The sequence below is a fragment of the Alteromonas sp. NFXS44 genome (genome assembly GCF_040148705.1).
GTDB lineage: Bacteria > Pseudomonadota > Gammaproteobacteria > Enterobacterales > Alteromonadaceae > Alteromonas.
Genome location: NZ_JAGDEA010000007.1, coordinates 17,403 through 30,435, shown reverse-complemented (window position 1 = coordinate 30,435; position 13,033 = coordinate 17,403). Strand labels below are relative to the sequence as shown.

The 13,033-nt window shown below is 44.2% G+C and carries 9 protein-coding genes; 7 read left to right on the top strand and 2 right to left on the bottom strand.

From position 1 onward, the window contains the following. Positions 1-5: 5 nt before the first annotated feature. A complete protein-coding gene (locus J3369_RS10350) occupies positions 6-743 on the bottom strand; it encodes an alpha/beta fold hydrolase (RefSeq protein WP_349586435.1) in 738 nt (245 codons plus the stop codon). Positions 744-1,048: 305 nt separating this feature from the next. On the opposite strand from J3369_RS10350, the gene J3369_RS10345 reads away from it, so the two are divergent. The 6 genes from J3369_RS10345 (at position 1,049) to J3369_RS10320 (ending at position 9,081) form a co-directional block, all read left to right on the top strand. After that, positions 1,049-1,576, top strand: a complete 528-nt coding sequence (locus J3369_RS10345; RefSeq protein ID WP_349586433.1) for a cupin domain-containing protein — start codon at positions 1,049-1,051, stop codon at positions 1,574-1,576. 19 nt (positions 1,577-1,595) lie between these two features. After that, entirely contained in the window at positions 1,596-2,417 is an 822-nt protein-coding gene (locus J3369_RS10340; RefSeq protein WP_349586430.1) for an acetoacetate decarboxylase family protein, read from the top strand. A gap of 14 nt (positions 2,418-2,431) precedes the next feature. Then, positions 2,432-3,568, top strand: a complete 1,137-nt coding sequence (locus tag J3369_RS10335; protein ID WP_349586427.1) for an FAD-dependent monooxygenase — start codon at positions 2,432-2,434, stop codon at positions 3,566-3,568. A gap of 93 nt (positions 3,569-3,661) precedes the next feature. Further along, positions 3,662-5,212, top strand: coding sequence for a MaoC family dehydratase (locus J3369_RS10330; RefSeq protein WP_349586425.1), 1,551 nt, complete (start codon positions 3,662-3,664; stop codon positions 5,210-5,212). Between the two features lie 55 nt (positions 5,213-5,267). Then, the gene (locus J3369_RS10325) at positions 5,268-6,500 is read left to right on the top strand and encodes a lactonase family protein (RefSeq protein WP_349586423.1); all 1,233 of its coding nucleotides are present in this window, start codon (positions 5,268-5,270) and stop codon (positions 6,498-6,500) included. 301 nt (positions 6,501-6,801) lie between these two features. Further along, on the top strand, positions 6,802-9,081 hold the full coding sequence (locus J3369_RS10320) for a TonB-dependent receptor (protein ID WP_349586420.1): 2,280 nt from the start codon (positions 6,802-6,804) through the stop codon (positions 9,079-9,081). 521 nt (positions 9,082-9,602) lie between these two features. Here J3369_RS10320 and J3369_RS10315 read toward each other — a convergent pair. Then, positions 9,603-11,576 (bottom strand): metallophosphoesterase family protein, encoded by a 1,974-nt coding sequence (locus J3369_RS10315; RefSeq protein WP_349586418.1) that lies wholly within the window; start codon positions 11,574-11,576, stop codon positions 9,603-9,605. A 799-nt stretch (positions 11,577-12,375) separates the two neighbouring features. Between J3369_RS10315 and J3369_RS10310 the strand changes: the two genes are divergently transcribed. Continuing rightward, complete coding sequence (locus J3369_RS10310; RefSeq protein WP_349586415.1) at positions 12,376-12,960, top strand: HAD family hydrolase; 585 nt, start codon at positions 12,376-12,378, stop codon at positions 12,958-12,960. Positions 12,961-13,033: the final 73 nt, after the last annotated feature.

Genomic DNA, 13,033 nt, shown 5'->3' with positions numbered 1-13,033 from the left:
TTAGTTCAGGCTGGCGTGTGTCGAAGTAAAAACGCTTTCATAGATGCTTTGGCTACATCAAGCTCAGCTCCGCTCTTCCATTCTTGCAGAAAAACCTCATTGTTTGGTAACAATGCGGCTACCTCTCGTGATACGGATAGAGGATGGGCGTTATCGTTGCCTGCAAACACTGCCGTGGGGATCTGACATTGGCTAAGAGACTCCGAATTTACACTATACACAAAACCGCTTTGATATAAGTTGGCATAAAACCTATCCAGTATCTCACTCGGGGTGCTTTGTAATGTATCGACGGTCGCTGTCCACTTATTAAAAATCTCATTCGGCGGTGGCAACGCAACGCCTGCTGCACGTCCTATGGTTTGGGCAATGACTGCACTGCAAAATCGCTCTGGTGAACGTTCGAGCAATTTGAAAATAAATGGTCCACCAATACATTGTCCGAATACATGGCATTGTGCGATATCAAGATGGTCAAGCAGGGCGATGTGGTCGTCGGCATAGTCATCCCAACTGGTTTTTGCCGTGACCGGAGCATGGGAAAGTCCGCCAGCGTTTCTCTGATCCATTACGATGATCTGAAAGTCTTGAGCCAGGTCATAAAGTGGTTTGATTGGGGCATTGGGGAGATCCCAAACTGATACTTTGGACAACAATCCCATCGGGGCAAAAGTCAGGATTGGAAACCCTTCTCCGTGTACCTCGTAGTAGATGCTTGCATCACCATGTTGAAACTGTGGCATACGCTTTTCCTTTTATTTTTCACTTTGTTTTAACCCGTGTGGGTTATTGTTGTGTAACAATTAAGTCACTTTTCTTATTTTTTAATTCGAATTTAATTCTTTTCCTGGTTGTTTTCTAGGTATCTGTTTTTGTTTGATTTATTGTTTTTGTCTTAATCCTTTTAAGGTATGGTTAAAGTAACTTTGTAAACAAAATGTTCAAGTTCAACTCTTGACGCAATCAACTCAAGATGCGTAATATTACCTAATCGAGAAATAATTGTAACTAATAATTCTCTCCAAGGGAATAAAGTGAGGAAGCGGCATTGGCTAAGTATTTACGTAGAGTAGTAACAGGTCACACACCCGAGGGGAAATCTGTGGTGTTGAGTGATTCCATGGCTCCGAATGTGAGAACCAAAAATACCGGAGTGGATTTTATTGAAATCTGGAATACCAGCGAGACACCTGCAGTAATACATGCCTCTGAGCCTGAACCTACGGAGGGGCCGTTAATTGTTCCCCCTGTTGCAAGGGGCAGCAAAATCAGAGTGAACGACTTTTATCCTAACCACATCGATAAGTTGCCAGAAAGGGAAGATGGTCGTCACAAGATGATGCATCGCACACTTTCTGTTGATTACGGCATTGTGCTGGAAGGGGAGATTTACATGATCATGGACGATGAAGAGGTGCTGTTAAAGGCCGGAGATATCGTAGTTCAACGGGGAACGGATCATGCCTGGGAAAACCGTTCTGACCAAATGTGTCGAATGGCATTCATTTTAATTGGTGGCGAGTTATCCGACGCGTTGAGGGAAACATTGCCAGAAAATCTGGAAATCAGAAAATAATAAACAAGAGGATTTAGTTATGGCCTTTAAGCCTGAAAAAGGAAATTACTACCGTATGCCGGTATTCTTCGGTCCTACACCTGGGCCCCGTCAGTTCAAAGGAATTGAAAATTATGATTGGGAAACTTTACCTAAGCGCCATGTATTGGGAGCGCGTTTTCTAACTGATGCCAAGATGCTCGAAAGCTGGTTACCTGAAGGATTCTCACTGTGGGGCGAGCCGGTAGTGACTTGTGAGGCAACTTACTTTGATGGCTTTGGCTGGCTGGCCGGTCGCGGCTACAACATGTGTGATTTAAAACTTAATGTGGTCTTTGAAAGTGAAAATGGCCCAGTCCATGGCACTTTCTTGGTTGTTCGTTATGAAAACCTGACTGATCCTATTTTATCCGGTCGTGAAGAGCTTGGTCATAATAAATTGTGGTGCAAAATTCCTCCGGTTAGAGATCACGAAGGGAAAAAAGAAACGGCAATGTCATGGTTGGGTACAACGTTTTGGAAGATTTCAGCGTCGGATCTTAGTGAAAGCACCGAACTGCCTAAAAGTGACCCTAAGTTTGCAGGGTTATTATCTTATAAGCATATTCCTACCACGGGTAACTGGGGGGATTCTGATGCCAGCTATGTCACTTTAACGCCACCTGCCTGGAACGGTAAAGTTATTCGCCGGTTGGAAGGGAGCGGTAATGTTGAGTTTATTCGTCCTAAATGGGAAGACCTGCCCACCATGTATCACATGATTGATGCATTTTGTGATTTACCGCAATTAGAGAGTCGAGGTGGATACTTCCTGGAAATGGAAGGCGGCGCCAGTGGTTCTGAGACACACCGTATTGACTAATCAGGGAGATTAACATGGCAGCCATTAAAAAAGCCCTGGTTGTGGGCGCTGGAATTGGTGGACTTTCTGTAGCAATTGGTTTGAAGAGAAACGGTGTTGACGTTGAGGTAGTGGAGCTGCATGGGAAGCGGGATGTGTACCATGTGGGAATTGTCGTGCAGGCAAACTTTATTCGGGCAATGGATGCCATTGGTGTGGCTGATAAAGCCATGGAAATTGGTTATCCCTATGAAACCATGATATTTACCGATTTGCAGGGGAATAAGCTGCACGAGATTGAAGTGAAAGGTTTTGCAGGCGAACGTTATCCGGCCAGGTTAGGAATGACTCGCCCCGCACTTCATGACCTCTTGTTGGGAGCAGCTGATGAACTGGGTATTCCGATTCGCAATCATTTTACCTATAGGGCGTTGAATGAGGTCGGTGACAAGGTTGAAGTGCTGTTTAATGATGACACAACCGAAACATACGATGTTGTGATTGGTGCTGATGGTTTGTACTCATCGGTTCGGAAAACCGTGTTTGGAGACAAGTATACTCCCAAATATACGGGGCAAGGCGTATGGCGATATAACATTCCCCGCCCAGCTGATTTGAGTACGTCGTTTAACGCCATGGGCCCTGAGATCGATAAAGGTAAGTGCGGTTTTATACCATTAAGCGATAAAACCGGTTATGTGTGGTTAACCTCTACTGACCCTGAAGGTAGCTGGTTCCCACAAGATAAATTAGCGGAATTATTCCGCGAAAGACTGGCTGGCTGCGGCGGGCATTTAGCCCAGATGAGAGAGCAAATCGTGGATTCGTCGATGGTGGTATATCGCCCTCTGGAAGCGGTGTTTATCGATGAACAATGGAATAAAGGCCGTATTATCCTGATGGGGGATGCTGCTCACGGGGCAACACCGCATATGGGGCAAGGTGCCGCGCAGGCAGTGGAGGATGCTGCAGTATTAGCCGAGTTACTGCCGCAGGATATGCCATTTGAGAGCCTGATGGAGCAGTTTAAAGAGCGTCGATTCGAGCGCTGTAAGTTTGTTGCTGAAAGTTCTATTCAAATTGGCCAGTGGGAGCAGGATGGCGCTTCACATAATGAAGATGCGGTCAAACTGACTCAAAAGGTCATTGAAGAAGTGGCAAAGCCAATTTAACACGATAGGAATGGGCCGGAGAATCAAAAAACGCTGTCAGATTGATACGTTATTGATATCCGGCCACCAATATAACTGAATAAAAGGACACCTATGACTATTCAGAACCGTTTAAAATCGATCCCGCTAATTATCAGTTTATCTTTAGGCACGTTGCTGAGCACAGGTTCGGTTCAGGCATATCACGAGCAGCCTCACACCGATAAAGCGCTGATTGAAGAGACCGCATTTGAATCTGAACAATACGTTGATTTGTATCCTGGATTATTTACGGTACAAGAAAAGCAACCCATTGGTGATTATATCAAGATGATTAATGCGATTAATCAACGAGGTGATGTTGATATAAAAGCATTAATTAAAAAAGGTTGGCCGAAATCCGTACCTGGCTTAGGTAATGTGATTGAAGTGACGCCGGAATGGGTTGCTTATCAGAATAATAAGTATGATCCAACCAATCCGCTGTACACCGATAAAAAGTATGCAAAGGCACATGGCCATCCTGATACGCCTGCTTATTTAACTTTTGGAATTCACGACGATTCCTTCATGACGTTTCCTAACGTGGAAAGCCGGGACTCGTTACTGGCTGGTGACTTAAATCACAATGTGACTTTCTATCGTCATGTATATCCTGGTGATACCTTATATGTGATCAAAGACCAAATTATCCGAAAAGACCGTACGCCAGAAGAGGGCAGTAAATATCGCTGGACTCATAACAGTTATTCGGGACGTGTATTTAACCAAAATGCGGAAAAAGTGGCAGATGTCACATTTAGAGTGACTCGTGGAATCAAAATCTTTAAAGATGAATTTGAGCCAGAAAAGCGTGACTTCAAGCTGTTATGGGAAGCGCCAGCCTGGAATAGTCGCCCAGCGCATTACTATACCGATGCGGATTGGACTTACATTAAAAGCATTTGGCAGAATGAGTCAGTGCAGGGAAGTAAGCCACTATACTGGGAGCAGGTGAAAATCGGCGATCGCCCCACCGTCACCGCTGACGGCCCAATTTTACATGGCCCATTACCCATCTCTCCCCACGGAATGGGAGTGGGTGGTAGTGTGTCGCTGCAGCGCTTTATTATGGATCCTAAGATTGCTAAAACCATGATTAGAAATAGCGCTGATGGCATTTACCGTATGAAAAATCGCACTGACTATGTCCCTATTCCTCCAGGCAGTGATAAACCCATTGCCTTGGCGATGAGTGAGGAAGACGAGAGCGATTATGACGTTACTGACATTCATAAAGAGTCGGAAAAAAGAGCCATTCTGCTGAACTATGTAGCCAGAGATTTTGCTATCAGGCACATCAACAACTGGATGGGAGACAAAGGCTTTGTGCAAAACCTTCGATGGAGCATTATGGATCCTCGCGCCATGGCTCTTGTCGGTAAAACAATTCCAGAAAACCCAGAAGCAGAGCACTTCCTGGATCGTGTACCTGAACTGAAAGGTAAACATGTAAATACACATGGTCTGACTCAGGATATGGCGATTGTGAAATCTTATGTGTATGACAAGTACGTTGAAAATAATAAACATTACATTGAAATAGTGTGGTGGATTGAAAACATAGAGGGTGACATCTGGCAGGAAGGGGCAGCAACTATCGAGCTTCCTTCAATTCAGGATTAATCATCTGGCTGGCGGACGATGTTCGCCAGTCTATGTCTCTGGAGATAGTGACGCTATGTTTACTCTCAGTCGACGTGCTTTTTTGGCAGGGGCTTCGGTTGTTGCTTGTTATCCGTTGTGGGCAAATGGCATTTCAAGCGACCTGCAGCGTTTTGTTGTTGGCACTTTCACCAATAGTCAGGATGAAGATATACCTACCGATTTTGGCATACATCGCAAGGCATCGGATATCTCTGAAGGGATATATGCATTTACGTTAAACACAAAAAGTGGGCAGCTAAGTCAGGCAGAGTTAGTCGCTAACGTTTCTAATCCGGTCAATCTGATAACTCATCCAACGCTTAATGTATTGTATGCGTGTCGGGGGCAAGGTACGCAAATAAACGGGCAAAACGTGATTACGGCTTATCGCTGGCACCACAATCATTTTGTCGAACTCAACTCGGTTATGAGCGGTGGGTTAGGTCCTACCGTTGGGCAGGTGAGTCATGATGGTAAACAATTACTTACAACACATTTTGCTTCCGACAGTATTGTCGCCATTCCGTTAGCCGCAAACGGTGCCTTATTGAATCAACAACAAACTATGGGTAAGCCCTTTGTCACAGGGGAGTATCGTATTCGGGCTCCAGGCGAGGAGACACATCGGGATAGCTGGCCTGAAATGGATATTGGCAAGCCCCATGATATTCAGTTTAGTCAAACCCAGAGATATGCCATTGCCACTGAGATAGCGGCTAATCGATGTCGTGTTCTTAAAGTGGATAAAACCTCGGGACGCTTGCTTTTTCACAGTGTCGCTAACGACGCCCCTGGCGCTGGCCCCAGGCATATTGCCTGGCATCCGGGGTTTCAATTTTTGTATACGTCTGGTGAAGGGACTTCCTCAGTATCTGCCTGGCGATGGAATGAACATGATGGAACTTTAACCTTACTTCAAAACGAGAGCGTACTGCCATTAGGGTATCGTGGTGACAATCATACCGCAGATATTGTAATGCATCCTTCGGGTAAGTGGGTCTTCGTTAGCAATCGCGGGGCAGGGAGTATCGCCTCTTTCAGCATCAACAGTCAGGATGGTCGTTTTACACTTCATCAGCATGTTGAACTCTCATCTCCCAGTTGCTGGAGCATGCAATTTGATAAAACTGGCCAGTGGGCTTTGGTGACAGAACAAATAGCTGACCAGGTCTCACTCTGGCGATGTGATGTGAAATCCGGGGACCTCATTCGTACTGAAAATCGGGTGCGAGTCGTGTTGCCATCTTGTATCCGAAATTGGGTTTAGGATGCCAATTTTTGCGGGCATTATTTGTTTTATCGATGCCGTATATCACACTTTCTTATCGCGAATACACATCCTAAACTATTGATTAACTTGCCTTAAATTTTTTTACCATAAAGTCTAAAAAACTATTTCCCTTTGCGGGAAATATGTGTTTATTATGTGTGAACTTAATGTTATCAGTATGTGTTTTTCTGGTGTTTGGTTTTCGTTTTCATGTTGTCACGATGTGGCCATCAGCAGAGATACGCATTGAAGAATGAGAAATAAAATACAACTCGGAAATATGCACACAGGAGGTATTATGCGTAAACACAAAATCACTTTATCAGTTGCCATGGCAATATCTAGTTTGAGCGCTTCTAATGTTGCAATGGCTCAGCAGAACGAAATAACCGAAGCTGAAAACAGGGCACAAATCGAAGTTATAGAAGTGACAGCTGAAAAGAAGGTTTCATCCATTCAAGAAACACCAGCGTCTATTGTGGCAATAAGTGGTGAAGCCATATCGTCTCAGGGACGAAATGATATCCGTGAAGTTTTAGATACGGTAGCAGGTGTGAGTTTTTCAAATGCAGCGTTTGGTGCAACAAACATCAATATGCGTGGTGTGGAAGGTGCCACAGCCGCATTTGGTCGCACTGATCCCGGAGTGTCTATTAATGTCGACGGCGTCGTGAGTTCCAGTCTGATAGGTGATACCGGTTCACTTGCTTTCTTTGATATTGACCGTCTGGAAGTATTACGTGGGCCCCAGGGAACGCTATATGGTCGCGGTGCCATTGCCGGCGTGTTAAATGTTATTACAAAAGATCCAACTGATGTCTTTGAGTTATCTGGCTCGGTAGAGCGAGGCAATTATGACTTAATTCGTGCTACCGGCGTTATGAATTTACCATTAAATGACAACTGGGCAATGCGTGTAGCCTATAACTCCGTTGATCGTGACAGTTACTATACCAGTGGCCTAAACGACTTGGTTTCGTCAGGTTCCCGTATTAAGTTAGCTTACAATGATGGCGGAGCATTTAGCGCTTTATTTGGAGTAGAAAACAATACATTAGGTGGCGCTGTTGGTTCAGGAGGTCGTGGCGCAGGTTCTGCTGTTTGGGGATTAGGTGAGCCTGACTACGATGCATGGGATGATGTTACACAAGACGGTGGTTTAACCGGTCAGGAACCGGGCTCTTCAAGAGATTTTGATTTTGCCAAGTATTATGCTGACCTGCGCTTTTCTACCAGTTTTGCTGATTTTCGAATATTACCAAGCTACAGTAAAACGGATCAGTTAAAGAACCTGATCATTAATACAGGTACAGCATACCAGTACGGACAGTTTCCTGAAAAGACAGAGGCGGATTCTACGACTTTTGAAGCTCAGATGTCATCTCCGGAATCTTCCGACATCGATTGGATTATAGGTCTTTATTACGATGAGGCGGAAAGAAGTAACCATTCTACGGAATATGATACCTTCCTCTTTCAGGACCAGAGTACTCAGGCAGTATTTGCGCAAACAACCATCCCATTTGGTTCATGGGCAGTCACTGCCGGTGCACGCATGACGAAAGATGAAAAGTCATTCATTAATACCAGTAACTATGAAACTGAAAGTGCATCGGATGCGTCAGGTAGCAAGGACTGGTCTCGTTTTGATTGGAAGCTGGGCGTTGAAAAAGAGTTGAATGACACCTCGTCTGCATATATGACTTTAGCGACTGGATATCGTCCAGGTGGTATGAACACTAATGCTTCCCCGATTGTAACCAACCTTGCAGGTGAGGAGATCCCCAATAAAAAATTGTTCAGTGACCCAGAGTATCTGACAACCTTGGAAATCGGCTCCAAAAATATGTTGTTCGATGGTACTCTAATGCTAAACGTGTCTGCTTATTATTACGATTATACTGACCGTCAGTATAATTATTTCACCACAACAGCCGATCCAACAGTTGACTGTCCGGATGGTTCTGCTCCACGTGTTTTCTTTGATGTGGACGTAGTGTGCAGTTCAATGCTGAACGCCGAGGGCATTGAGACTACAGGACTGGAATTAGAGTCAATGTGGCTGGTTACCGAAGATAGCCGTATCAGCTTATCGACAGCCTATACCCGCTCTGTGGTGTCGGATGACAGTTATCTGACGTTTACAGCTACTTCAGGTACCAGTTTTCCGGACGATGCTTCATCCACTGTTAATCTCAATGGAGCGCAATCCCCGCGAACCCCCGAGTTGCAGGTTAAAGGTTTCTATGAACATTTCTTTGATTTCTATGGCGGCACCCTGTCACTTCGTGCCGATGTTCGCTATTCCAGTGAGATCTACGTATCAGGTTACAGTTATATGAATCCGGCAATTCGTGAATCTGATGGAACCCCCGTTGGTGATTTATACACGGTGGATGCTAATACTCAGTTTGACGTTATGGCAACCTACATGCCGGGTGGCGAATACGATTGGAAAATTAGCGCGTATATAAGAAATATTACTGAAGAAGTCGTAAAATCGACTACAGACGGAAGTACCGCACAGGCAGAGCCTCCGCGTACTTTTGGTATAGTGTTTTCTGCGAATATATTTTGATGATTGTTCAAGTTTTACCGTAGCCATTTGAAACACAATGCTTTATCAAGTGGTGAATAGGCTAAATTGTCTCTTCATCACTTTTTATTTTGACTTTTCCGATGATTTTAAACTACTGTATATTCGTTGTAAGTCGCAAAGGTATGCGAAATTCAACATGCATTGCGGCATAACCGTGTCAAAAAAACACACTAGTTCATTTGTACTGACACATACACGATCTGACAGTTTAGGATTTTAACTCAACCAAATCAGACAGTCCGCAACAAGTTAATGTCCGAAAAGAGCGAATTTCGGGCGTTTTCCAAGCTTTGGTTAAGTAACCGCTAAAAGTACACAACCACGTGTTTCGTTCCGAAATGAAACAAATGTGTAATGAGTGAAATATCTGAGTTATTAAAGGCATTAGCAAGTCTCTTGAATCACTTTTTTAAAACTGCCAAGCATAGTCATCCATGTGTCACTGTAACCTCTATAATTACAGTTCCCGGCACGGAGCCGGGACTGCGTTAGTGGTTGTTTTACTGCCCAATCAATGCAAGTTCTGCATCGCGGTTTAATACTACCCACCAGCGGTTGCCAAACTCACTGTCATATCCGGTTAGCGGATAGTCTTCACAACCGGCATCTAGTGTAGGAGGGGTAGTGAGATAACTGTCGGTCCAGGCAGAATCAACCACACATGACGACGGTGCCACAGGTTGCCATTCATCCCCGGTAAGGACACCTAACACTACCGTTGCAGCGTCGTAAGTCTCGGCGGCAGTAAATTGTACAGCGTATGCATCACTAACTGCTGTGCTGATATCCCACTCTTTTGTTGCGGTTATCGGTAAGACTACGGCTTGTTTAGCAGACCCATCTGTTTGAGAATTGCCTAAGCCGGTATCTACTTCGATATCTTTAAGGACGCCGTAATCATCCTGATAGATGCCGGTTTGGTTTTGGGTACCACTGACAATCAGGATGTCTGAAGCTGTGTTTGTCGATGTTTGCCAACTTAAGGTGATATGCTCTTTCAGGTCGATAGTGGTCTCAGGGATCAGCAATTCCTCAGCATCGTAGTCAGGAACAACCCGCAGAGGGCTGTTTAAATTCGGACTCCAGTTCTCGTGAACCTGATATAACCATTGATAGGCAAGACGTAATAAATCGTTCATAGACTCTGCGCGGGTCAAGCCAGGCGTAAAACCCAAATCGCGGGTGCGGGTGTCGGTACGATTAAATGTATTATTCTGACCACCTACCAGATTGACATAACTGCCATCATCAGCGTAACACTCGTTCGTCATATAGCGCGTCTGAAAGACCAAAACCGGACGAGTATCTGACAGAATGGAGTTGGGATAAATTACCGATTCGCAACGGTTTTTAGTGCGTGAAAATTTATCCATAAGCTGCCATTCGGCTGTAAAGTCCTGGTCTGCATCATTAGAAGTAGCCGTGTGCGAAGCATAGTAAGCCTCGTAATCAAGACGAGGCCCTGTAAAGGTGAGCATAGCTGAGTTTACGTCAAAATTTTCTGAGCCATTTTCCATTGTGGCGTTTTTCTGCGACACAATCATTTGCACCAATTCACGTTCTCCGAATCGAAATTCATAACCTTTGTAGGAAGCATTACCTGACATTATCTGGGTATAGGTATCCATGCGATAATTGCCACCGGTTGGCGTTGAACTTGAAGGAAAAGTCTCTAGCGTAGTTTTGGCACTCACCAGCGAGCGCTGATATTGATGTTCATGCCCCTGAACATATACCACATCATTGTCGGCAAAAAACTCACGGATTTGCGGTTGTACTGAATACACCCAGTCGTCGTCTTTAGTGCCATCAACGATTTGTTCTAATGTCTGTCCGTATTTAGCGCCAATCAAACCGTCATGACTGGCAACTACAATATGTTCGATACCTTCAAGGCTTTCGACAGTTTCTTTAATCCAGCTAAAGGCAACTGGCAGGTTGTAATAAGCTAAGGCAAATACCGCTACGTTTTCGCGTACAACATAATAGTTTATCCATTCGTAGTCGGGCATGTGCACGGCGTCTTCAGGGATAAAATTCTTCATGTTCTCTATCCAGTTATACGTATAAGCATAACTGGTTTCGTGGTTACCCATCAGGGGCATGAATTCGATACCTTGTTCAGCATAGGTATCGGCAACTGAACGCCATTCGGCAAACTCTATGTCTGAGCCTTTATCAGTAAGATCGCCAACGGCTATTACCATATCAACACCAGCGCTTGCCTGATGTGCCAGTACTTCACGCATCGGATAAATAGAGACATGAGCCTGTCCTTGGGTATCTGTGCCACCTTGCGTATCAGGTAATAAACCAATTTTAAAGGGTTCTGGGGCAGACGCTTCTTCGGAAGATTGCGTTTGGGTTGATGATTGCGCTGTTGAGATGGGAGAATTGGATGAGCCGCCACAGCCCGTTAATATTGCTGAGGTAATTAAAGAGGGAATCAGTATTTTTAGTGATAGAGCTTTCATTGTAGTCCTGTATTGAGAGAGAGGTAAACAGAACCATTAAGTTACAAACTGAATATTCTAATAGGATTGCAGAAATAGTAATATTTTATGGCAGATTTATGTATCTATTCATTACAAACCAAGACCTTGCAATTAGCTCTGCGACACCAGACCGCCATGAATATCGCATCAATGACTCGGCCAAAATGACTTGACAACTACATGGCAGTCTCTCATTGCCGTCATCGTGAAATTGTATTTCTGCTACAAAATTTCATAAATGTCGCCTTAGGTAATTCAGTAAGTAAAGATTGGTATAATAGGTAAAGGTTAATGTGCTTTATAATCACGGCAGCAGGCTTTCATATCAGCAGAGGTGAATTATTGGTCAATAGGCGCTCAGAATGACATAATAACTAAAGCCGTGGTGTATATTTGTAGTAATCGAGGAGAGCAGAGTGTTATGACTCTTGAAGGATTTATTATTGGGCTTCTTGGGCTATTTGTACTGCTTGCTTTTGCACAGTATGTGGCGCGCAGTTAAGGTAAAAAGAGAATGACGGTATACTTGATTTGCGGTATTTCGTTGGTCATTGTTGGAACAGTTGTGGGGGGTGCTCACATTGCCTATTTGCAGCTTATGAAGAATAAAGAGCGTTAATTGTTACGAATTCGATATAATTAATTTCGCTCAGAAGGTTTTTTAAACAATGAATACTATACAGATTATTGGTTTGTTCGTTGCAGTTGGCGGGCTAACGCTGATTGGCTTCCTCTTTTCATACTACAAAAAGAAATAACAATTCTAAAAGGGACTGAAGTGCAGGCAGTGATTTTTGATCTCTTCAATACCCTGGTTTTTCTACAAACTGACAGTCGTCCATTTTATCGGCTGGCAAAGAAATCGACTAAAATGTCAGTTAGACACGCCTTGCAGTTGTCTTTAACGAGAAATTATCCCACCTTGCAAGAATACGCGTTGGATGTCTGCGCGGAAGAGTCTTTTGACCAGACTTCTCTTGAAAAACACTTATTACATGATTTAGCTTCATTGAAACTTTACGACGATGTCGTTCCAGAGTTAAATGCACTGAAGTCCCGTGGTGTTATGCTGGGGCTGGTCTCCAATATTGCTTCGATTTATATACCCTCTGTCGAACGCACCGGCCTAATGTCTCTATTCGATTCAGTCGTATTTTCCTGTGATGCGGGCTATATAAAGCCTGAGCCTGAAATCTACTATTCGGCGCTGGATGAGCTAGGTCTGAAACCCAGTGATGCACTATTTGTTGGTGACAATTTCAGAGCGGATGTTAAAGGCCCGAGGGGCGTAGGCATGCATGCTATACAGATCAAAAGAGGGAAGCGCACCAACCTAAATAACGACAGCATTGCCAGACTCTAACAGCTGAATGAGTTTCTCTAACTACTGTGGAAAATAAGCGCGATGGGGCTAAGTTTGTTTTTCCGTTATTCAC

Excerpts from the sequence above, each read along its gene's own strand:
- J3369_RS10320 (WP_349586420.1), top strand. The coding sequence starts at position 6,802 with ATGCGTAAACACAAAATCACTTTATCAGTTGCCATGGCAATATCTAGT.
- J3369_RS10315 (WP_349586418.1), bottom strand. The coding sequence starts at position 11,576 with ATGAAAGCTCTATCACTAAAAATACTGATTCCCTCTTTAATTACCTCA.
- J3369_RS10340 (WP_349586430.1), top strand. The coding sequence starts at position 1,596 with ATGGCCTTTAAGCCTGAAAAAGGAAATTACTACCGTATGCCGGTATTC.
- J3369_RS10335 (WP_349586427.1), top strand. The coding sequence starts at position 2,432 with ATGGCAGCCATTAAAAAAGCCCTGGTTGTGGGCGCTGGAATTGGTGGA.
- J3369_RS10330 (WP_349586425.1), top strand. The coding sequence starts at position 3,662 with ATGACTATTCAGAACCGTTTAAAATCGATCCCGCTAATTATCAGTTTA.
- J3369_RS10350 (WP_349586435.1), bottom strand. The coding sequence starts at position 743 with ATGCCACAGTTTCAACATGGTGATGCAAGCATCTACTACGAGGTACAC.
- J3369_RS10325 (WP_349586423.1), top strand. The coding sequence starts at position 5,268 with ATGTTTACTCTCAGTCGACGTGCTTTTTTGGCAGGGGCTTCGGTTGTT.